Source organism: Wolbachia endosymbiont (group B) of Camptogramma bilineatum (assembly GCF_947251825.1).
Taxonomy (GTDB): domain Bacteria; phylum Pseudomonadota; class Alphaproteobacteria; order Rickettsiales; family Anaplasmataceae; genus Wolbachia.
Genome location: NZ_OX366391.1, coordinates 1,592,399 through 1,614,757 on the forward strand (window position 1 = coordinate 1,592,399; position 22,359 = coordinate 1,614,757).

General features: G+C 34.5%; 25 protein-coding genes. 11 read left to right on the plus strand and 14 right to left on the minus strand.

Going from position 1 to position 22,359, the window contains the following annotated elements:
- Positions 1–60: 60 nt before the first annotated feature.
- From ccmE to OPR44_RS08210, 8 genes are read right to left on the minus strand one after another with little or no spacing between them, the layout of a single operon-like run.
- Entirely contained in the window at positions 61–453 is a 393-nt protein-coding gene (gene ccmE, locus OPR44_RS08180; RefSeq protein WP_264374508.1) for a cytochrome c maturation protein CcmE, read from the minus strand.
- Positions 437–574, minus strand: coding sequence for a CcmD-like small membrane protein (locus OPR44_RS08900; protein ID WP_458694750.1), 138 nt, complete (start codon positions 572–574; stop codon positions 437–439). Before OPR44_RS08900 ends, ccmE begins: the two co-directional genes overlap by 17 nt.
- Positions 571–1,293 carry a biotin--[acetyl-CoA-carboxylase] ligase gene (locus OPR44_RS08185; protein WP_265014912.1) on the minus strand — a complete coding sequence of 241 codons (723 nt, stop codon included), beginning with the start codon at positions 1,291–1,293 and terminating at the stop codon, positions 571–573. The genes OPR44_RS08900 and OPR44_RS08185 overlap by 4 nt, the downstream gene beginning before the upstream one ends.
- Positions 1,294–1,297: 4 nt before the next feature.
- A complete protein-coding gene (locus tag OPR44_RS08190; RefSeq protein ID WP_265014913.1) occupies positions 1,298–2,683 on the minus strand; it encodes an NADH-quinone oxidoreductase subunit N in 1,386 nt (461 codons plus the stop codon).
- On the minus strand, positions 2,680–4,122 hold the full coding sequence (locus OPR44_RS08195) for a complex I subunit 4 family protein (RefSeq protein WP_264377577.1): 1,443 nt from the start codon (positions 4,120–4,122) through the stop codon (positions 2,680–2,682). The genes OPR44_RS08190 and OPR44_RS08195 overlap by 4 nt, the downstream gene beginning before the upstream one ends.
- 3 nt (positions 4,123–4,125) lie before the next feature.
- Positions 4,126–5,973, minus strand: a complete 1,848-nt coding sequence (nuoL, locus tag OPR44_RS08200; protein WP_264374511.1) for an NADH-quinone oxidoreductase subunit L — start codon at positions 5,971–5,973, stop codon at positions 4,126–4,128.
- A gap of 4 nt (positions 5,974–5,977) precedes the next feature.
- Positions 5,978–6,286, minus strand: a complete 309-nt coding sequence (nuoK, locus tag OPR44_RS08205) for an NADH-quinone oxidoreductase subunit NuoK (protein ID WP_064085801.1) — start codon at positions 6,284–6,286, stop codon at positions 5,978–5,980.
- Positions 6,277–6,864, minus strand: coding sequence for an NADH-quinone oxidoreductase subunit J (locus OPR44_RS08210; RefSeq protein ID WP_265014914.1), 588 nt, complete (start codon positions 6,862–6,864; stop codon positions 6,277–6,279). The genes nuoK and OPR44_RS08210 overlap by 10 nt, the downstream gene beginning before the upstream one ends.
- Positions 6,865–7,075: 211 nt before the next feature.
- Between OPR44_RS08210 and OPR44_RS08215 the strand changes: the two genes are divergently transcribed.
- Positions 7,076–7,492 carry a WD_0964 family protein gene (locus OPR44_RS08215; protein WP_264374513.1) on the plus strand — a complete coding sequence of 139 codons (417 nt, stop codon included), beginning with the start codon at positions 7,076–7,078 and terminating at the stop codon, positions 7,490–7,492.
- A gap of 128 nt (positions 7,493–7,620) precedes the next feature.
- The gene (locus OPR44_RS08220; RefSeq protein WP_265014915.1) at positions 7,621–9,534 is read left to right on the plus strand and encodes an ATP-dependent helicase; all 1,914 of its coding nucleotides are present in this window, start codon (positions 7,621–7,623) and stop codon (positions 9,532–9,534) included.
- Between the two features lie 41 nt (positions 9,535–9,575).
- Here the strand turns inward: OPR44_RS08220 and OPR44_RS08225 are convergent, their stop codons facing one another.
- Both OPR44_RS08225 and OPR44_RS08230 read right to left on the minus strand, forming a co-directional pair.
- Positions 9,576–10,331, minus strand: a complete 756-nt coding sequence (locus OPR44_RS08225; RefSeq protein ID WP_264377578.1) for an alpha/beta hydrolase — start codon at positions 10,329–10,331, stop codon at positions 9,576–9,578.
- A gap of 1 nt (position 10,332) precedes the next feature.
- Positions 10,333–10,857, minus strand: a complete 525-nt coding sequence (locus OPR44_RS08230) for a c-type cytochrome (protein WP_264374516.1) — start codon at positions 10,855–10,857, stop codon at positions 10,333–10,335.
- Between the two features lie 292 nt (positions 10,858–11,149).
- Here OPR44_RS08230 and ruvA point away from each other — a divergent pair, with 292 nt between their 5' ends.
- The 3 genes from ruvA to OPR44_RS08245 all read left to right on the plus strand — a co-directional run bounded on the left by ruvA (position 11,150) and on the right by OPR44_RS08245 (position 14,206).
- A complete protein-coding gene (ruvA, locus tag OPR44_RS08235) occupies positions 11,150–11,722 on the plus strand; it encodes a Holliday junction branch migration protein RuvA (RefSeq protein ID WP_265014916.1) in 573 nt (190 codons plus the stop codon).
- A complete protein-coding gene (gene ruvB, locus OPR44_RS08240; protein ID WP_265014917.1) occupies positions 11,719–12,708 on the plus strand; it encodes a Holliday junction branch migration DNA helicase RuvB in 990 nt (329 codons plus the stop codon). The genes ruvA and ruvB overlap by 4 nt, the downstream gene beginning before the upstream one ends.
- Before the next feature lie 268 nt (positions 12,709–12,976).
- The gene (locus tag OPR44_RS08245) at positions 12,977–14,206 is read left to right on the plus strand and encodes a hypothetical protein (RefSeq protein ID WP_265014918.1); all 1,230 of its coding nucleotides are present in this window, start codon (positions 12,977–12,979) and stop codon (positions 14,204–14,206) included.
- On the opposite strand, the gene OPR44_RS08250 is transcribed toward OPR44_RS08245, so the two are convergent.
- A complete protein-coding gene (locus OPR44_RS08250; protein WP_265014919.1) occupies positions 14,187–14,327 on the minus strand; it encodes a hypothetical protein in 141 nt (46 codons plus the stop codon). The genes OPR44_RS08245 and OPR44_RS08250 overlap by 20 nt on opposite strands.
- A 348-nt stretch (positions 14,328–14,675) precedes the next feature.
- On the opposite strand from OPR44_RS08250, the gene OPR44_RS08255 reads away from it, so the two are divergent.
- The 4 genes from OPR44_RS08255 to OPR44_RS08270 all read left to right on the plus strand — a co-directional run bounded on the left by OPR44_RS08255 (position 14,676) and on the right by OPR44_RS08270 (position 18,287).
- Entirely contained in the window at positions 14,676–14,984 is a 309-nt protein-coding gene (locus tag OPR44_RS08255; protein ID WP_264374520.1) for a GIY-YIG nuclease family protein, read from the plus strand.
- A 216-nt stretch (positions 14,985–15,200) separates the two neighbouring features.
- The gene (locus OPR44_RS08260; protein WP_265015467.1) at positions 15,201–16,220 is read left to right on the plus strand and encodes an IS110 family RNA-guided transposase; all 1,020 of its coding nucleotides are present in this window, start codon (positions 15,201–15,203) and stop codon (positions 16,218–16,220) included.
- 364 nt (positions 16,221–16,584) lie between these two features.
- Positions 16,585–16,773 carry a hypothetical protein gene (locus tag OPR44_RS08265; protein ID WP_264375222.1) on the plus strand — a complete coding sequence of 63 codons (189 nt, stop codon included), beginning with the start codon at positions 16,585–16,587 and terminating at the stop codon, positions 16,771–16,773.
- Between the two features lie 29 nt (positions 16,774–16,802).
- Complete coding sequence (locus tag OPR44_RS08270) at positions 16,803–18,287, plus strand: hypothetical protein (protein WP_265014920.1); 1,485 nt, start codon at positions 16,803–16,805, stop codon at positions 18,285–18,287.
- Between the two features lie 154 nt (positions 18,288–18,441).
- Here the strand turns inward: OPR44_RS08270 and OPR44_RS08275 are convergent, their stop codons facing one another.
- The 3 genes from OPR44_RS08275 to priA all read right to left on the minus strand — a co-directional run bounded on the left by OPR44_RS08275 (position 18,442) and on the right by priA (position 21,318).
- A complete protein-coding gene (locus tag OPR44_RS08275; protein ID WP_265014921.1) occupies positions 18,442–18,843 on the minus strand; it encodes a hypothetical protein in 402 nt (133 codons plus the stop codon).
- Positions 18,844–18,912: 69 nt separating this feature from the next.
- Positions 18,913–19,227, minus strand: a complete 315-nt coding sequence (locus OPR44_RS08280; RefSeq protein ID WP_265014922.1) for a hypothetical protein — start codon at positions 19,225–19,227, stop codon at positions 18,913–18,915.
- A gap of 114 nt (positions 19,228–19,341) precedes the next feature.
- Positions 19,342–21,318 (minus strand): replication restart helicase PriA, encoded by a 1,977-nt coding sequence (priA, locus tag OPR44_RS08285; RefSeq protein WP_264377582.1) that lies wholly within the window; start codon positions 21,316–21,318, stop codon positions 19,342–19,344.
- Between the two features lie 73 nt (positions 21,319–21,391).
- Here priA and OPR44_RS08290 point away from each other — a divergent pair, with 73 nt between their 5' ends.
- Positions 21,392–21,703, plus strand: a complete 312-nt coding sequence (locus OPR44_RS08290) for a hypothetical protein (protein ID WP_265014923.1) — start codon at positions 21,392–21,394, stop codon at positions 21,701–21,703.
- Positions 21,700–22,359: a hypothetical protein gene (locus OPR44_RS08295; protein WP_265014924.1), complete on the plus strand. Its 660-nt coding sequence runs from the start codon at positions 21,700–21,702 to the stop codon at positions 22,357–22,359. Before OPR44_RS08290 ends, OPR44_RS08295 begins: the two co-directional genes overlap by 4 nt.

Genomic DNA, 22,359 nt, shown 5'->3' on the forward strand with positions numbered 1-22,359 from the left:
GCTTGCTAGCAGGCTGTTACTCTTTTCACATGCTGTTTAGATACAGCTAAATTAGGGAATCTATTTTAAAACTTTCGACTTGTAATTCTCATCATGTTTTGCAAACACCGTATCTGCAAGAAAAGTACTATTATCAAACATTTTACCTTGCACAACAACACCACTTTTTTCTGAAAACATTGGTGGAAGTATTCCCTGATATTTTACCACAACGCTTTTGTTAAAATCTGTCATTTGAAAAATTACTTCACTTTCGCTCCGTATCACGCTATTTTCAACAACCATTCCACCAACACGGATTGGCTTTTGATTATTTGGCAAGACTATGGCTTCACTTACTGTATAGAAAAATGAGATATTTTCTTTGAGCGTTGTTAAAATAAAAAAAACTGCACAACTTAAAAAGCAGAAAATTCCTGAAGTTATAAGTAATCGCTTATGTTTCTTCTTCATTGTTGCTTTTAATACTTTCTAAGTTTTTTTTACTTTTTATATAGCAAGAAACGGTAAAAATAAAATTTCCACCAATCAGTATGAAACTAATAAGGTAAGCAAAAATTACATATGTATTCATAATGCACTGCCAATAAATAACTCACCTGCATCAAAATAAATTAAGCTTCCATCATTTTGCTGAAACACCAATTTACCACTTTTATCTATATCAGCAAAAATTCCTTCATACAATTTGTCAGCTAACTTTACACTGATTTGCTCATTCATTTTGAATGCTTTTTTTAACCACATTTCTCTTATAGCATAAAACCCATCAAATAGCCATTGCTTTCTTAGCTTATTAAAGTTTATTATTAATTCTTTTAACAGATCTATGTGAGACACAGATTCACCGTAATTGCTAATGCACGTTGTTCCTAGAAGTGGTGCATGATTGACATTAATTCCAATTCCTATAATGAGCCAATTTGAATTGGATTTTTTTTTAAGCAATATTCCGCTTATTTTCTTGCCATCGATTAGAACATCATTTGGCCACTTATACTGGAGATTTAGACCATTTATAAATGACAGTATAGTATTTCCAACAGCAAGAGCAGTAACAAAAGTCAATTCTGTTAATTTGCTGACATCCTTTTCTTGGTTAATTATCAAACTCGCATAGAGATTACCCTCTGGAGAAATCCAGCTTTTTCCAGTGCGTCCCCTGCCTTCTGCTTGTTTATCGGCAATAATAATAGTTTCATTAGATATCCCTTTCTCAATTAAACCCAATGATTCTTTATTAGTACTTGGAACTTCTTTGTAATGATAAATACGAAAACCTTCAAGGATCACCTTGTCAGCCCTTTAGTTTAATGAGTGAGTCAAGATCTTCTACATACAAGAAAAGAACGAGATTGATCAGTGAAACTACTGAAGTGATAATGAATAGACCCCTAGAATAAGCAACCTTATTACCACTAGCTTTATCAAAATACATAACTTTCATGATATTTAAATAATAGTAGCATGATATCACACTCGCTATTACAAGGATCAAAGACAGGCTGATAAAGCCAGAATTTATTAAACTTTTGAATATAAAAAATTTAGCGATAAAACCTGCAAGTGGAGGTATTCCCGACATCGAGAGTAATAGTATAGAAAGATGGAATGCTAAAATTGGTTGCTTTTTTCCTATACCAGATAAATTTGCAATATCACAATCATCATCGTCAATTTGTACGAGATATGAGAATAGCCCTATGCTTGTGATGATATATATCACCAAATACATTAAGGCACTATCTGTTCCTGCTTGTGTAAAAATAGAAAGTGAAGCAAATATAAAACCAATATGACCAATTGAACTGTAAGCAAGCAGCCTTTTTAAGTTTTGCTGACGCAAGGCCCAAAAAGCTGAGATAAGCACAGACAATGCTGAAACGTATAAGAAAATAGGCTGAACATAACTTTTTACATTTACTAACTCTTCATTCATCAATCGAATTAAAAATGTTACAAGTGTAGCTTTTGGGGCCGTAGAAAAAAACGCAGTTACTATGGTAGGTGCACCTTGATAGACATCTGGAGCCCACATATGAAAAGGAGCAATAGCAAGCTTGAAACACAAACCAATAAGGATAAAAACTAACCCAAAAACTATTCCATAAGTTATCTGATGGTTTTGCAAGAATGAACCGAGCTCAGAGAAATTGACTTGTCCTGTATATCCATAAAGCAGCGACATTCCATACAGCATAATGCAGGAAGATAGTGCACTAAGTGTAAAATATTTCACTCCTGCTTCACATGAATAAATCGAATCTTTATTAAAGCTCGCAAGAACATACAAAGATATACTCATCAACTCAAAAACTAAGTAAAAAGAAATCAGACTATTTGCTGAAACTAAAGTTATCATGCCAAACAGTGCAAAAAGAATCAGTATTGAAAATTCATATTTATAGTCATATTTTGATAAATTCAGCATCAAAAGTATTAAAATTCCTGTGCTGAGAATTAACCCTTGGGCTGACCTGATGTATAAATTGAGTTTTAACAACGAATTAAAGAGAAAAATTTCATTGTTTTCTGCCGAAAGAATTAAAATAATCAAAGTTACCACTGTGCAGCCAAGTGCTAATAAGTTGATAGTTCTGCGGTTAAATATAATCCCAAGCAGTAGCAACACTAACGAGGAGATAATAGAGAACATTTCCGGCAATATCTGTATATAATTCATAGCGCATTATATTTGACTAACAAATTTGCCATACATGGCTTCAAATAATTCAGTGCAAGGGTTGGGTAAAATCCAAGCAAAATAACAAACACTGCAAGCAGAATTAAGACAGAAAATTCTATGCTATCCAAACGGTTATTTAATAATTTAGAATAGCTAACCCCCCATATTATTTGCTTACATAAATTCAGCATATAAACTGCGCTTAAAATAGTGCCAAGTGCGATAAATCCTGTAAAAAACCCTATGCTCTTAAACATCCCAACCATAGCCAAAAACTCACCTGCGAACCCAGATGTTCCAGGTAGCCCTATTGAAGCCATTGAAAATAAAATGAACATAAAACCAAATTTTGGCATTGTGTTTACTATGCCAAAATATTTTGCAATCTCCAAAGTTCCAGTTCGAGTATATAGCATTCCAACACATAAAAATAAAGCAGCAGAAATAAGGCCATGACTAATCATTTGAAATATAGCGCCGAGTACTCCTTCCTCACAAAATGAAAAGAGGCCAGCAGTAACGATCCCCATATGTGCTATTGAAGAATAAGCTATTAACTTCTTTATATCATCTTGAGCAAACGCAACTAGAGAAGCATATATCACCGCAATAATGCTCAGCACAACAACGAAATTTGAAAAATACAAACTTGCCTGAGGAAGCATTGGAATAGAAAACCTTAAAAATCCATATCCCCCCATTTTAATAAGCAAGCCAGCTAAAATCACAGATCCAGAAGTTGGTGATTGCACATGCGCATCAGGAAGCCAAGTGTGAAATGGAAACATTGGTACTTTTATTGCAAAAGAAATAAAAAATGCAATCCACAGCAATGACTGCACTTCAAGATCAAGGCTTGGCACTAATGTAGCTAATTTTTGTATATTAAACGTTCCAAAAATGCTATAGATGTACACCAATCCAAGTAGGAATAATAATGAGCCAGTTAATGTATAAAGAAACAACTTAAACGTTGCATATACCCTGTGTTTTCCTCCCCAGATGCCAATAATAAAGAACATTGGTATTAAGACAGCTTCAAAAAATACATAAAAGCCTATAGCATTCAGTGAAACGAAAAAACCGACTACAAAACTCTCAAGCAGCAGAAATAATGCCATATAGGCTTTTAGGGTCGTATAACTCATTTTGCAATTATAGAGCATACAAATAACAAACAAGAAGGTCGTAAGTAGAAGGAAAAGCAACGATATTCCATCCACCCCTATTCCAATATCTCTTACTGGATAGCTGACAAACTGAAAGTCCGCATTGTTATAATCAAATTCTATACAAGCTACAATGCTAAGCAAAAATGGAAGTATAGCAAAAAATAGAGCAAGGAATCTTAGGTGTATAGATTGATGATTAATCCTGACCGAGGATAAAGTTAATGCCCCTAGCAGTGGAAGCAAGAATATACTAAGTAACAACACCTTCTATTTCATTCCAATAATATATAAAGCACCGATTATTAAAGTAACAAACATAATAAATGCATAATCAAATATATAACCAGTTTGTAACTTTATAGAACTTTTTGAACATTCATTAACCAACCTTACAACACCATTTGGTCCAAATGAATCAATAGCCTTAACATCAAACTTCCATAGAAGCCTAGATATAAACCTTATCGGTGCAATTATAACAAACTCATACACCTCATCAAAGTACCATTTATTCTGCAAAAACTTAAGTAAAAATTTACTCTTAATTTGCCTAATTACTTGATATTGGTAAATTAGGTATGCAAGTGCTATTCCACTTAGGCTTGCTAAGGTTGGCAGTAGTTTTATAAAGAAATTATGAACTCCATGCTCATCAATCATCACTAAACTTGATTTCCAAAACGCATTACTAGTTATGTTTAAAATATTTGCTCCCCATATTCCAGAAAATACTGATCCAAAAGCGAGTATCAGTAATGGTATAAGCATAATCTTTGGTGCCTCATGTATATTAATTTTACTTTGTTTTTGGCTGTGGAACACAAGAAGCAATAACCTCCAAGAGTAAAACGCTGTGAAGAATGCAACAACTAAGCTTATTACAAAAGCAAAGCTATCCGTGCTATAAGCATGTTCAATTATCAAATCCTTTGAATAAAAACCTGCAAATGGGAATATCCCAGAAAGCGCAAGAGATCCAACCCACATGAGAGCGTAAGTGCAAGGGATTTTCTTCCAGCAATTTCCCATTTTCTGAATGTTTTGCTCATGATGCATTGCATGAATCACATTGCCAGCACCAAGAAATAGTAGAGCTTTAAAAAAAGCGTGTGTCATTAAATGAAAAATAGCAACATTGTAAGCAGAAAGCCCACATGCCATAAACATATAACCAAGTTGACTGCAGGTTGAATAAGCAATTATTTTCTTTATATCGTTCTGAGTAATTGCAACGGTGGCTGCAAAAAAAGCAGTGAGTGCTCCAACGATAACTATTAATTCTCGTGCCACATTTGATAACTCAAACAATGGAGAACACTTTGCTACTAAAAATATACCTGCTGTTACCATCGTTGCTGCGTGAATAAGTGCAGAAACAGGAGTTGGCCCTTCCATTGCATCTGGCAACCAAACATGTAAACCAAGCTGTGCAGATTTACCCATACAGCCAATAAAAAGTAATATGCATATTATATGAGTTACTTTGAATTCACAGCAGAATGCCCTAATGTTCTGCGTGCCAAGAAGATCAGTTGTGTCAAAAACTTCAGTAAAATTCAAAGAGTGAAATGTATAATAAATAAGAAAGATTCCAATCAATAGTGCAAAGTCTCCTACCCTATTCACAACAAATGCTTTAATTGCTGCATTATTTGCAGAATATTTTTGGAACCAAAATCCTATGAGTAAATAAGAACATAGGCCAACCCCTTCCCAGCCAAAAAAAAGCTGCACGAAATTATCGCTTACAACCAGCACAATCATGCAAAACGTAAATAGCGATAGGTAAGAAAAAAACCTCGACTTCCCCTTATCATGCTCCATATAACCGATAGAGTAGAGATGTACTACCAGTGAAACGGTGGTAATAACAATAAGCATTAAGGATGAGAGAGCATCCACACTAATTGCCCAATTTACTTTTAATACACTTAATGAAAATAGAGGAAATAAACTCAAGTGATAATTTTCAGAGAAGGTGAGAAAAACATACCAAGATAAAACTGCAGATATTCCAATCCCTGCCGTTGTAACTAACTGACTTTTTCTAAAAAATGCTCCAAACAATGAACCAAAAAGTGGCAGAAATACTATTAATTTCAGTATATCCATCATACTTTCATTCTTTCATTAAATTTGCTTGTTCAACGTCTATATTGCCACGGCTTCTATAATATACAACCAATATTGCAAGCGCAACTCCTGACTCTGCTGCCGCAACAGTCAACACAAACATCACAAAAATTTGCCCAACTATATCATTCATAAAGGCAGAAAAAGCAACTAAATTGATGTTAATCGCCAGCAATAATATTTCTATTGATAACAGTATATTGATTATGCTCTTACGGTTAATGAAAATACCACACACGCCAATAGTGAACAAAATAGCAGCAACTATCAAAAAATGATTTAATCCTATTTCCATTCCACTCCTTTTCCAAATTTAGCCTTAATCAATTTTACAGATGAAGATTGTGTCAATTGCTTTAATACATTCTGTTTTTTAACTCCTTTTTTCTTGTCCTGCAAAGTAAGAGCAATTGCACCGACAATTGCAACAAGTAGCAAAATTCCAGAAAGATGAAAAGCGTACATGTAGTCAGTGTAGAGCAAATTACCGATAGCTTTCACGTTATTGGTATTATAGTTTATAACATTGCTTAGATTTGGTGCTGAGCTGCGGATTACAAAGCTGATGATTAGAAAAAACACAACACATAATATAGCACCAAGAGTGAAATGCTTTGCAAAACCCTGATGCAATCTTATGTAGTCGATATCGAGCATCATGACTACAAAGAGGAATAACACTGCAACTGCACCGATGTATACTATCAGCACCATCATAGCAATGAATTCAGCTCCAAGGAGAATAAAAAGCACTGCAGAGTTAACGAAGGTGAAAATTAAAAATAATACTGCATGCACAGGATTCCTTACGCTAATTACACAAACAGCAGATAAAATGCTAAGAATTGCGAAAAAACAAAAGAAAAAAGGCATCGATACTTTAACTGCAACAATAGTTACTAACTTAAAGTAATTATTGCCGTAAAGTCAATATTATATTAAACGTTTAAAAACATTGTACTACAAGCTTCAGCTCCATTTTAAATTATTATATAGAGCATTTCCTCAGTCACACAAACACTCTTGACAATTTTAATTTATTAATGTACAATATATGCATGTTAATAGTCAGTAATAGCTCAAAATGTATAACATATTTGGTTACTTCGAAACTTGTGATAAGCAAAGTGGCAAGTTAGATGGCAAAAGTTATCAATACACCACAAGAGATCATGTGACAATTTACTTCAATAACACACTAGCCAGTTTAGGTAGATCATGGAGAGAATTTAAAGAAGAAGCATATGGGTTTATATATGATATCGGAGCTTGGTTGAAAGAAACATATGAAAATCTCACTGAACGACCTGAAATGCATAACTTCTATGTTCCAGAAAAACTTCCTGTTAAAGCTGAGGAAATAGAGATGAAGGAACTGAATCGTAAGCCTAAGCCATTCAAAACTCCACCTATCCACCCAACAAGCAGAAGCTCTAGTGCCAATACCTCAAATCAAGTTGTTGTTACTCGACATACACCTGAAGCTACTAAAACAAGATAGATAAAAAACCTACGTTTAAATATGTAGTACTTGAGTGAAGCATTCTTTAAACTGTTCTATTCAATAAAATCTTTACAATATTTGGATCATAGGTTTAACTTTACGAAGTTATAGTCTATAGGGCTTCAATGAACGATTATCTCTCACTGTTAAATCCAGAGCAACAATTAGCTTTAACTAACTTAAATGGGCCAATTTTGATACTGGCAGGGGCGGGAACGGGAAAAACAAGAACGATCACTTCAAGAATAGCGCACATAATTCGAAATGGCTACGCTTACTCCGATGAGATCTTAGCAGTTACATTCACGAACAAAGCAGCAAATGAAATGATATCAAGAGTGCTTGAACTTACGGGCACAAATATACCATGGCTTGGCACCTTCCACGCAATTGCAGCAAAAATTTTACGTTATCATGCTGAAATTGTGGGCTTAAATTCCAATTTCACAATCATTGGTGTGGATGATCAATTACAGGTAATAAAAAATATTATTAATGAAATCAGCCCTGATTACCTATCAGAAAAATGTAAGACCATTATGAATATTATTCAGCAATGGAAAGAGAAGTGTTTATTGCCGTCTGAAGTGGAAGATGTTCAATCATTTAGGCCAGTTTACGTAACTGCACTCAAAGTCTATTACCAGTATCAGGAAAGGTTAAAATTCCTTAACTCTGTCGATTTTGGTGACTTATTGCTATATAACATACAACTCTTTAATCAAAAGACCGAGGTTCTATCCTACTACCAAAACAAGTTTAAATATATTATGGTAGATGAATATCAAGATACAAATGCAATACAATATCTTTGGCTAAAATACCTTGCAAAAGAGCACTCAAATATTTGTTGTGTAGGAGATGACGATCAATCGATATACAGTTGGCGTGGTGCAGAAGTTGAAAATATTTTGAAATTTTCCGATGATTTTAAAAATGCAAAAACCGTTAAACTGGAGTGTAACTACAGGTCAACATCCCACATACTTGCAACTGCATCATATGTTATCAATCACAATAAGACTCGCTTAGAAAAAAAGTTATGGACAACAAACATTGAAGGGGAAAAGGTAAATCTAATAAAATTATGGGACGGGAAAGCTGAAGCAAGGTTCATAAGCGAACAGATATTAAAGCTCAATAAATACAGATTTAGTGACATTGCAGTGCTCGTAAGAGCGACTTTTCAAACTAGAGTGCTCGAAGAGTATTTTATAAAACATTCAATTCCCTATAAGATTATAAGTGGCGTAAAATTCTACGAACGTCAAGAAGTAAGGGATATAATTGCATATTTGAGGCTTGTTACAAATAATAATGATGATCTCGCTTTTGAAAGGATCGTAAATCGTCCAAAAAGAAGCATAGGAGCTACAACTCTAAAGAAAATATACACGACTGCTCAGGATAACAAAATTTCTTTTTTTGAGGCAGCAAAAATATTGGTTAATAGTGATCAAGTAACCGAAAGAATTAAACTCTCACTAAATGATTTTTTAAATAAAATTAAAGCTTGGGAAGAAATAGTAAGCGTAAAACCACTGCATGAATTCGTTAAAATCGTAGCAAATCAATCAGGATATATGGAAATGCTTGAGAATGAAGGAGTGACGGGTTTAGCGCGAATAGAAAATGTTAAAGAGCTCATTTCATCTTTGAAGAATTTTGACAACGCTATAACCTTCTTGGAGCACATTAGCCTGGTGATGGAAGTGGATAATATGAATAGCGATGACACTGTATATGTTATGACTCTTCATGCAGCTAAAGGACTTGAATTTCCGTGTGTGTTTTTACCTGGTTGGGAAGAAGGATTATTTCCTCATCAAAGATCTTTTGAAGATAAAAGTGGTAAAGCTTTAGAAGAAGAGAGAAGACTTGCATATGTTGGCATAACTAGAGCAAAAGAAAGGTTGATCATTTCATGTGCAGACAGAAGGGAAATGAATAACCAATGGAAATCAATGTACACTTCTCGATTTATTAAAGAACTGCCAAGAGAAAATGTTGAGGTGATCAAGAATAGTGCCTACTGTTGAAGCTATAACTGCAGCTCTTACGCAAACACATCTGAATTACTTCAATTATATATTTCTCCTGGCAAAAATTCTCTGATGGTCTTAAATAAAATTTTCAGTGAATGATTATCAGACATGTTGTGTTCTGCTGATTTTATTAAGTGTACTTCAACGTCTGTTGACTTAATTTTTTCAGCTAAATTCAATGAAGTTTGATAAGGAACATCTTTATCATTAATGCTATGCAATAAGCGCACAGGACAGTTTATATCTATTGCTTCTCTGTTTAAAAGAAGGTTCTTTCTGCCATCTTCGATCAAATTTTTAGTTATTTTGTATGTACAATGCTCTGAAGTAAAATCTATTATACCTTTCGAACCTAGTTCTTCTTTTTGCTTGCCTGACAATTGCTTGAATATCAAATCTTCAGTAAAATCAGGAGCAGACGATATGCCGATTAATGCTGCAATTTTTTCTGGAAATTGAAGAGCAGTGAGCAGCATCAGCCATCCTCCCATACTTGAACCTATAATTATTTGTTTATTGCTAGTTAATTCACTTATCACTTTAGCACAATTTTTTTGCCAATCACTTATTGTATAATCAGCAAAATCACCGCTTGAATTACCATGGCCAAAATAATCAAAGAGCACAAGTGCTATATCATTTTCTTGGCAAAATTTGTAAACGGCAGTTGCTTTAGTTCCATCCATATTGGATGCAAAACCACTAAAAAAAACTATAGAAGCCTTCTTTCCTTGTAGCTTTCGATATGCTATATGGTCATTACTTTCATCGAGTAATTTACAATAATTCATACTACTTTGGCAAGGCAACCGGACTATCGCTCATCGAACGCAAATAGCTGACTAGATCTGCAATCTCTTGTGGATTGGAAATGCCTGCAAATGCCATACGTGTACCTTTTATGTAGGCTTTTGGATTTTTTAAAAAAGCAAATAATTCCTCATACTCCCATTTCCCACCTTTTTCAAGTAGTGCTTTTGAGTAATTGAATGAGCTGCTAAGATGGGCCTTTTTATTTCCAACCACGTTCCATAAGTTTGGCCCTACTTTATTCATTCCACCTTTCTCAAAACTATGACAAGCTATACATTTTTTTGCTGCTGACTTCCCCTTTTCAAAGCTAGCATTTTGCATGAGCTCCCCAATATCAAGTGCCACTTGTTCAATCTTTTGCTGAGGCTCATTGCTGGCTGCTACTATTGTTTGGTGTTCAATTTTATAATCCTCTGGGTTATAGAACATATCAACTACATTACTAACTATCATAATTATTAATCCAGAAAGTAAAATCGATGCTGCAATCTTATTAAGCTCCATAGTTAATTCTTATCAAGTAATGTTACTTAAATTATGCAAATATTTTCGCAAACAGCAAACAATTACCTTTATTCTACCAAAGATAGAAATTTCTATTACTTAGTTAATAGACCGCAATTCTGCTGCTGAAGTAACTCCGTGGTCCAGTCACATACTGGTCCGGAATAATATATTCAAATAGATTTCCTGCAAACCTGTCTAAAATGATTAAAACTGGAACCACTTCTATAATGTTCGTTTGCTTGACCTAAGATTCAGTAGCATTTAAACTGAATTTTATAAAGTACTAGAAATGATAGGAAATCTAAGAGGAATAGTTGATGAGGTGTGTAGCGATCACATAATCCTGAATGTGAATGATGTTGGCTACATAGTATATCTTTCAGCCAAAACTTTAAGTGCTTGTTCGATTGGAAGTAGAGTAAAATTACTTATCGACACTTATGCAAATAGCAGAGAAAACGTTACTCAGCTATATGGCTTTATAAGTAAAGAAGAACAGCAGTGTCTGCGTTTATTAGTTAAAGTGAGCGGTGTCAGCTATAAAACCGCAATGTCAATTTTGAGCAAATTAACTCCAGAGCAACTGTTTTTGGCAATTATAAATGAGAATAAACTAGCACTTAAGGTGAGTGGACTTGGCCTGAAACTCATAAATCGAATTATTACTGAGCTGAATGGCAAAGTAAGTAAATTAGAGACAAATAACAATCATTTTCACTCAATTAGTGAAGATGCTCTTTCAGCTTTGATCAATCTTGGATATGAAAGAACAAAAGCTTATGATACAATAAAAAAAATAGAAGATGAATCACCAAACTTGGACACTAAAGATATTATTCGTATGGCGCTTAAAACAATATGAAGTCAATATCATGTAGTAAGGAATACTCTGAAGATGTACGTAATTTAAATATCAGGCCTGAGCAACTTGATGATTTTGTCGGGCAAAAAGACTTAATACAAAATTTAAAAGTGTTTATAAATGCTGCACAGACGAGAGCTGAAGCTTTGGATCACGTATTGCTCTATGGTCCTCCAGGGCTTGGTAAAACAACTTTAGCACAAATTGTCTCTAAGGAATTAAGGGTTAGCTTTCGTGCAACTTCTGGTCCATTGCTTAGTAAAACTGGGGACTTAGCTGCAGTGCTCACTACTTTAAATGCAAAAGATGTTCTATTTATCGATGAGATCCATAGATTAAATCGTAGCATTGAGGAAGTTTTATATACTGCTATGGAAGATTTTTGCCTAGATATACTAGTAGGTGAGGGCCCATCTACCAGAACTTTAAGAATAGATTTACCACCATTTACACTGATCGGGGCAACAACACGGCTTGGACTGCTTTCTGCACCGCTGAGGGATCGTTTTGGTATTCCCCTGCATCTTGAGTTTTATTCTTTTGAGGAACTGGTTGATATTATAAAAAGAGGTGCAAGAGTTCTTTGTGCTGAAATCGAAAAGGATGCTGTGCAAGAAATTGCCTGCCGCGCCCGTGGTACTCCAAGAATTGCTTTGAGGTTACTCAGAAGAATAAGAGATTTTGTTGAAGTAAAAGATGATAAAAAAATTACCTGTGAAATTGCCGGTTCTGCACTATCAAAATTGGGTATAGATAAAATGGGACTAAATAAATTAGATATGGATTATCTGAGATTTTTGTTTAACACCTCAGGACCTGTTGGAATTGACACCATATCTATTGCACTATCTGAAGATGTTGGCAATATTGAAGAAACAGTAGAACCTTATTTAATCAAGGTCAGTTTCGTAAAGCGCACACCAAGAGGACGTGTTTTAACTGATCAAGCAAGGGAATATCTCAGCATTAATTCAGTGGTATGCTAGTATTATACTATATTTTATAACATTGTATAGTATTACACTAAACATTATAATATTCTCTTATTATATGATTTGCAGGTGTTTTAGAGGCAAATAAGAAAGTCTTCTGTTATAGTGAATATGTTCTTGAAAAATTACGTAATATATGCTAGCCTATATATAGTATAAATGTAAAAATATCAATAAGTTACTGATATTTTTTAAGATTAATACTTATTAAATACTTCATATTGTAAGATTGAGTTATTGTGTTTTATAGACTTAAGATAAAATGGTAAAAAGTTTTCTAAACAATTATAGAAATAGTAATTCAATTAATGGAGAAAAAGCAATGGGAAATTTTTTAATCAATAACAACGAAGAGGACGGTAGCTCAATCTTCATTAGTCGAATCAGGGAGCAAGATCTCTCTGCAGAGCAGAAGCTCAATGAATTAAAAGGATTCATGGAGGAGCTTGCTAGGAAAGCTGAGCTCAAGAGAATAGAGCTTGAGCGTCAGGCTGCGAGTTGCATTGATGAAACATTATCTCAAGTAGAGCTACAGATACAAGATAATGAGGATTACTTTACTGATAATAATCAAGGGGTATTCGCAAATTTCTTTGAATCCCTCTTTAATCTTTTTGAAGTAAATGTAGATCCGAAAGTCTACAAAATGCTCAAGGAGAAGAAAGAGAAAAATCTGCTTCTTTCAATAATTAATTTTTTGTGTGATAAGCTTAAGGAATTAGTTAAAAAGATCTTCAAAAAAGATTTAGACTTAAGTTGGGATAAAAGGCTAGACAAAGAGATAAAAGAATTGCAGGAGAAATTACTCAGTGGTGGGTTATCTCCGGAAGAGGAAATAGCAATACTCGAACGTTTGCAAGCGTTGCAAAATTTAAAATTAAAGCTTCAAACTTTTCTCGTGGGCTCAGTCATTGCAATGTTTGCAGAAATTTTTGCAGTTGATTTAGCAGCAGTAGTAGAGCAAGATGTAACTGAGGAAAAAAGAGACAAAAAAGCAGAAAAAACAGAATCAAAAGAAGTTCGTCAAGAAATAGAAACAAAAGTGAGTGAAATCACACCAATTTCCCTATTTAATTTTTCATCTCAAGTTCCAATGCCAATCACTCTGAATAAGCAAGAACATGCTATTTTACCAAAGCCTATAGAAAAATTAGTAGACACTCTACCTAAACCTGTTATAAGTCACAAAAATAGTGAAGTACAAAAACTGGAAAAAATGAATAAAGAAAAGAAAAAAGCAAAAGAAGAGAAAACTGAAAAACCAAAATTAGCTGTCTGTCCACCTGCTCCAGAGCAAAAGGAACACAGGAGAGTTAAAAGACAAAAGTGTGGTGATAATACAAGGAACGCAAAGCTAAAAAAAACTTCTAAACTTAATCATTCAATGAGTAATCAACAAAAGTCTGATGCTGCTGTGGAATTGCCAGGAGGATTAACTGAGGATGTGAGAGTTGAAAACCATGCTTCTTCAGTCAAAGAGAGAGGTGTGTAAAGGTTCTCTCTCTTTTTTTCATTCCAGACTGTTTTTTTATCTGGATTCCAGCATCAAGTGCTGGAATGACATGGCGGACAAGTAGCTCTCTCTTGTCTTCAAGTGGCCCCTTTGTTGTCATCTCAGTGCCTCCTCTCTTGTCATCCCAGTGCTTGACACTGAGATCCAGGAACTTAGTTTAAAAAAGTTGTCATTTCAGTCTAGGATCCATTTTCTCTTCTAGATTCCAGCGTCACGCGCTGGAATGACATCGTCTTGAATAAAATTTGAATGAAAACCGGTCTGTCATTCAGGTAGCCCTTCATTTTCATTCCAGTGCCTCCTTTGATGTCATCCCATTACCTCCTCTCTTGTCATCCCAGTGCCAACGTTTATTATGTACCATATTGCAATGTCGTACAGTTGTGACTTAAGTCCATAAGGAAAGGTGTCATTCCAGTCTGGAATCTAGTAGATTTATTTACTATATATGAAAAGTTATTATGTTTATATACTTGCAAGTGAACGAAATGGAACCCTATATACAGGTATGACGTCGAATTTGACTAAACGAATTTGGGAACACAAAAGCAAAGCCATCTCTGGTTTCACGTCAAAGTACAATGTTTGTAAATTAGTCTACTTTGAGGAATTTCAAGACATAAATTTAGCAATTAGTAGAGAAAAACTCCTAAAAAGCTGGCAGAGAAAATGGAAAATAAACTTAATTGAAAAAACAAATCAAGAATGGAGAGATGGTATGAATAAGTATTGCTTGGTTGGAAGCAAGAGAAGATAATGACTTCTCAGAGTGGATAGGTGGCAGGTTGGATGTTTTTCTGAAGCACTTTCTGCCCAGGGAGTAGAAAGAGAAGACTTCGTGGGGGAGATTAACTGCCCCTGCCACCGAAAATCATCGTGAGGCTCACAAAATGTGATGACCTCGTATAGGAGTTTGGAACAACCGGCAATATTCTACTCTGATATATTGAAATATGCAATTGGAGGAAAAAATATGCGTCACATTGGAGTCGATTTACATACCAATAGTTTTACTGTTTGTTACTTACAAGAAGGGAAACCTGAGCATATTCAAACGTTTCGCTTAAAAGACTTGGATAATTTCACCAAAGATCTTCAAGAAACAGATGAAGTAGCCATAGAGGCAACAGGTAACAGCTGTTTCTTTTATGATGCAGTTTCACCTTACGTTAAACGCATAGTAATAATTGCTCCTGGGCAGTTTGAAGTTGTTCGTCGCTCTGTGAACAAAACAGATAAGCATGATGCACGAGCTATTGCTTTCTTTCTCAGCAAAGATATGTTGCCTGAGGCAAGGTGCAAAAACAAACAATGCCAGCAGTTAGCTTCTCTTCTTCAAATGAGAGATCAGTTAGTAAAGTCACGGGTATCTTTAATCAATAAAGTTCATGGTCTTTTTAATTACCATGGAATAAAAATTAAAAAAGAAGTACTTACAACTAAAGTAGGATTTGAACGTGCTACTCAAAAGCATAATTGGGATCCTTTAGAAAAAGTTGAAATTGAAGTGATTAGCTATCATTTAGAAGCTATCCGAGAAAGCCTTAAAAAGCTTGAAAAGGAAATTATAGCTTTCGCTAAACAACTTCCTGGGTTCAGCAATCTTATCAGCATAAAGGGAATAGGTCCAATTTCTGCAGCTGTTTTTATTGTAACAATCGGAGACATTAATGATTTCCGTAGACCTGAGAAACTTACTGCATATTTTGGAGTTGTACCAAGAGTTTCTCAATCTAATCAGCAATGTACAATTGGAAGAATTACCAAACGAGGGTCAAAAATAGCGCGTACTTCTTTAGTTCAATGTACTTGGATTGCTGTACGTTACAGTCCTTACTTGAAAAGCTTTTATGAACATATAAAAAAGAAGCGTGGTTCTGCTAAGGCTATAACTGCTACTGCTAGAAAATTTCTTATAACTATTTTCTACACTCTTAAAAATAACTGGGTTTTTAAAGATTTTACAAAATTTGAAATTTCTACTGGACAATAATCATAGGAGATTTATATGATAAAATTGTATCTGGATGACAGTGTCTGGGTACACAACTGTACGAACATTGTGGTAATTTGCGTAGTAAATGGTGTCATCCCAATTTTAAAAGGCCGCCATGCAAGTAGCCCCTTCAATGTCGTGCAAGTAGCTCCTTCGATGTCATTCCAGTACTAGTTTTTCATCTGGATTCCAGCATCAAGTGCTGGAATGACATGGCGGACAAGTAGCTCTCTCTCTCGTCATCCCAGTCTGGAATCCAGGAGTATAAAAATGGTGAATAAAATTTATGTAAAAAAACTGCTTGTGCTAGTAGTTGATTCTTAATATACTCGTTACATAATAATTTAATTTAGAGGTTGATATGCATGGCAATAATGATCCAAATAAAAAAGTACCTGATTCAGGGAGAACAAGGATTGATAAAAAATACCTAGATCCAAAGAGAATAGATAACTTCAGCGATATGATTAAGCGTGAACAAGAACGAATGAAGCAAAATCAATCCAGTAGTAGTAAGAGTGGTCAGGGCACCAGTAGGAGTGGTAAGTAATTATGTTAATTAATTAGAGAGGTGGTATTATGCCTAATAAAAGTGAAATAAATCGAGAATTAGTAAAAGCATTTAATAGTATTCTTCGTTTCAGTAATGCTGTTGTTACTAATTTTACTGTAAAGGACGATCATATTGTTATCTCGCTTGATAATAATATGACTCGTGATCGGCGCATAAAGTACCTGAGCAGTATGAAAGAAAAAATAATACAAAGATTTTGTCCGGATGAAAGTATTCTTGATGATAATTTTTATACAAAGTTTTTTCCTTTTAACTTTGATCAAGGGAAATCGGCTGAAGATAATAAATTTTTGGTGCCAATGAGGAAAGAGGTGGTTTCTAATCTAAAGTTTTTGCTAGCCCATGAACTCGCGCGATTTGCAACAGATCTTATTAAAGAGCAAGAAAAAGAAGACAAAAAATCGGAACTAGGTTGTGAGAATCTATCAGATGATATAGAGGAGGAGATAGAAAATCATGTAGATTATAATATAATTGATGAAGTCTTTAATAAGGGATCTTATCTATATGGTGCGGAGTGTGTTGATAGAAATTTGCAACGTTCTTTTGTAAATTTGCTTTCATCGGGAATAAAAGGTTATGAAAATGGTCCTAAAAAAACTAAGGATTTTTTAGAAGAGAAAGGAAATTATGTATATCTAAAGAAAAGCATTTTTGATAATCCTAAGCTCATTAAAGACATAGCAAAGGATAAAGTATCCTTGAAGTGTCGTGATTTGGAAGTTTCAAGTACCGAAGATGAAATGAATGACACTCTGAAGCGCGCAATTGTTGATTTAATTTGTAAGGCACTACCGCACCTACCAATTGATTCTATGTGGCATACTTCCCATAAAGAAAGTAAAGATGAGTATTCAATTTTGGCTCCTATTTTTGATTGTGGTAATTACATAGAGTTTTTAAATGAAAAAGAAGTTGATCATATTAATAATAAGGTGTTTGGTGGTACAAAAGTATTGCGTGATGTAAAAGATGATATTGCAGAAAGAGGTCTGCCAACATATGGTGCCGAACAAATATATGCAATAGATTTTGCTAACCCAGACATTGCTTACTGTGTGATGGATAAGATCATGGAGAGCTCTGTAATCAATGAGGATTATAAACTGTCCATTGATCCTGCACGTGTGCCAGCTATGAAACCACAAACTCTTGCCCCTTCTGAAGAAAAAGTAGGGACAGATGGACCAAGTGCAGATAGTGGTTTTGCTGGTTCACCTAAGAATTCAGTTATAGGTAAATCACATAATGGAAACTCAAGCAAATTCCTTTGCCTCAATTACTATGATGAAGATGCACAAAGAATTAAAGATGATAATTCGGCTAAGGATAGTGGCATTTGCGTTTCTTCAGCACGATCTTCTTTTAATAAGCCCAAAACAACAATTAAACAGTGTTCTTTAGAACAACAGTGTGAATCAATGCCTGACCGGCATCCTGTAAAGCGTACATCTACTAGTAAAAAATCATCTGCTGTATTTTATAGCTAAAGGAAATTAGGCTATTCAAAGATGAATTGTGAATGAAAGGTTATGTATCCGTTTAGATGCATGTGAGACCAGTGCTTTCTTTCTTGTTATACAAGTAGCTGACACTGGGATCACACTTGATTATGCAAGAAATCTAATGTTAAAAAACTCACAGTTATCCTAGTACTGCTTTATTATCTGCAGTCTTTTCAGGTTTGACGGAATTCAATTGAGAATCAATAGCAACAACTCCTTCTATCAATTTAGCCTGTTTATAGTCTTGACTTAGGAAATATATAGACAGTCCAACTGCTATTCCAGCAACAAGAGCAGATACTGCGAGTGCGCATAATATAATAGTCATTGAAGGGACTAAAGCACCACCAACACCGAGTCCAATGCCAAGAAAAACGCCAGGTATAATGCCAATCAAACTATTACATCTAGCACTTTCTTTTTTCGATTGAGCTTGGTCTTTCATACATTCGATGAGTAATTTTTTTATATCTCCTTGAGCTAAATCTAATGGGATTTTCTCTTCTTTATTCTTTATCAAAGGGCTTGCACCATATGTCAAAAGGGCTTCTATTGCTTTAGTGTTATTACTTATAACAGCTTGGTGTAATAATGTATTTCTACTTTGATCTCAAAAATTGATCAATCTGTCGAAATACTGAGGATTAGAAAGTATACTCACAGCTTCATCTAAAATCTTCATCACGTTTTGAAACGGTAATATATCTCCTTTTTCAGACCTTGCACTATTGTGTTTAATACAGTGTTTCAAGATAGGGTATACTATCTTTCCTCCTTCTTTATTGATAGGACTTCCATTTCTAGGAGCTCTATTTGAAATAGCTTCTGTGAATAAATTCTTGTTAATCACAATTTCGCTATTATCATTAAGATACTCTTGCAACTCTTTAATTTTTCTGTTAGTAACAAATGTAAGTAAATTCATGTTATCTATCTATTTTATACTAAAAAATATAATAAATTCTAATAAAAGTCAAATTTTTAATTAAAAAATTAATACAATTAATTCTGTGAATGTCAAATAAATTCCGTAATTTTGTTAAAAAAAACTCACAGGATCAACATCTATTGTTACTGTAATGTTTGAACTCGAATTATAGTTTTTAATCCAATGTTTTAGCTTTTTCTTTATGAATAGACTATGGTTATTGTATATTTTTAGTAACACTCTATAACGATATTTATTGTTTAAAAAATTTATTGCTGCTGGTGATGGGCCAAAAATTTCAAATTCTTTCAGTGTCAAGTGCTGAGAGGTAGTTGAAAATTGATTATGCAAAAAGTTTGTTATCTCATTTGCTGCTTTTTGTGTTGCAAATTGATCCTTACCGCAAACTATAAGCGCTATTAATCTACTAAATGGTGGCATTTTAGCTTTGCGTCTTGACTCAAGTTCAGTTTCATAAAATAAATCCCTTTTTTGCTGCTGCAATGCTTTTATTATCAAACTTTCAGGATTATTAGTTTGCACTATTACCGTTCCTTTTTCGTTGAATCTTCCCGATCTTCCTGCAACTTGATGCAATAATTGATACGTCTTTTCTGCTGCCCTGAGGTCAGAGTTTTCAAGGCCTAAATCTGCATTTATCACTCCAACTAAAGTTAATTTAGGGAAATTATGCCCTTTAGCAATCACTTGTGTACCGATTATAATATTCACTTCTTCTTTGAGCACTGAGTCAATTACGTTACCAAGCGACTTCTGATCGCTGCTGATAATTGCAGTTTTTGCATTTGGTATTAATTTCACTATTTCTTCAACTAACCTTTCAATTCCCACACCATAAAGGAGCAATGACTGCTCACTTTGACAATTGGAGCATTTTTCTGGAAGTTTTAATTGATAAGAACAGTGATGGCATAAAAGGACATTCTTTTTCTTGTGGTACGTAAGCCATACAGTGCAATTTGAGCAGGAAATTTTATATCCACATTTTTTACAAACTGCAAGTTGCGCATACCCCCTGCGGTTTAGAAAGAGCATAACTTGCTGTTTTTTCTCTATGGTTTGTTTTATCCCTTCGAAAAGCTCATTTGAAATCCATTGTTTATTATTCACTACTTTTATGTGCGGCAACTCTGCACCACCGAATCGTTCGGTTAGCTTTACATGGTTGTAATTCCCTTTTTTAACATGATAAATTGTTTCAAGCAGCGGAGTAGCGGATGATAAAATAATCGGAATATTTTCGAGCTTGGCTAAGATAATGGCCATATCTCGAGCATTATATATAATTCCTTGTTCCTGTTTAAAGGATGAGTCATGCTCTTCATCGACGATGATTAATTTTAGGTTTTTATAAGGTAAAAAAAGTGCTGACCTTGCCCCAATAATTATCTGCGCACTTCCATTTGCTATATTAAGCCAATTATTTCGGCGAGCTTTGGGAGTAAGTCCTGAATGCCACTCAGCTATATTTCCAGATATCTGACTGTGAACACGATTTACTAATTGTGAAGTTAGGACAATTTCTGGCAGAAGGATCAGGACTTGTGCATCGTTTACGATTTCAATTAACCTTGCAATCACAGAGAGATAAACTTCCGTTTTTCCAGACCCGGTTTCACCGTCAAGCAAAGTCACTGAATACTCATTCAAATTACTTATTATCTTATCGCGAGCTGCTTGCTGCTCAGGGCTTAATTGGCAATCTATTTCACTTATTTCCTGCTTTTGCTTAGTGAAAACTAACTTATCTATCTGATTTACCTTTAATACTCCTCCCATTATCACTTTTGCAAGCATACCAATAGGTATTACATTATACTGCACAACCCACTCTGCAAATTCGATCAGTTTTGGTCTGATGCTCGGTAACTCGATCTTTTGTTCAATGCATTTTAATTCTCGATCACTCTTGCCGCTATATTTCCAAACTATTCCAATCAAACGCTTTCTGCCAAATGGTACCACTACGTAATCTCCAATTGAAACTTCAGTATCTTCCTCAACTGCATATGAAAATAGCTGATCAATTGGAAGTGGCAGTAATACGTCAACTGTTTTTAGATACATAGAGAAGCCTTAATGCTTTTTTCATAGTACACAATTTATAATCATAAATACTGGAAATGTGAGGAAATTCTGTATGTTTAGCGATAAAATAGTCCTAGACTTTGAAATAGAAAAAAGTGACCGAATAGATCGGTGTTACTTCTCTACACGCATCAAACTTACAGATAAGAGCAAGAGTTTTCTACGTGAAAAGCTCGGTAAACCTAACAATTTAGATGATTACTTTAATCTTAATCCTGAGAATTTTTATATTTATTACAACAAATATAGTGGTCACTATGGTATAAATGAGCTATATATCAGAGATGATAATGGTAGATATTTAGCTACTAAACTTCCACTTGATCAGAGCGGATTTTCGGTAGAGTTATCATTCGACAGGTGAATTATGGTTTTTATCCTCTGTATGCAATCTATAATCCCACTCAATATGACAAAAAGCAGGAAAAGAGCTTTGAAGATAATGGTGAATTGCAGCCGTTTGTGTCAAGTGTATTGGATTACTTTCTAAATGGCTTAACCATTCAAGATATGTTTTTGCAAATACAAAATGAGCTTGTCGAAAAAGAAACAAAATTAGAAGAAGACAGAAGAAAAGCAGAGGAAGAATTAAATCAAAAGAATGAAAAGTTAAGAGAACTCATAGAAAATGATGAGATTAAAGTACTTAAAGTAATAAAAGGCCATAGTATTGGGAATGGACGTTCAGCAGCAATTTTACAGCTTAATGGTGATCTTGATGCAAGTAAGTACTACATAGCAGAGTATGAAAGCAATGAATACTTACATTGCACGAGCTCTGGTTATGACATACTGCTTGACCAGAGCGATTTATTTTTTGTTCTGAATAGCAGCTCTTATCTTGAACTTGAAAGCGGTTTTTACTCAATACCTGCTGGCAGCTATGCTAAATATCTCAATACTAAGAATCGGCTTTTCAGCGATGATCAACTATCTCAGCAGTTGTGCAAAAGCAAGGTAAAGGCTGAATCTACAGTTAACGCATTTTTCTCAAGACTTATTTATAGTGAAAATTTTTAA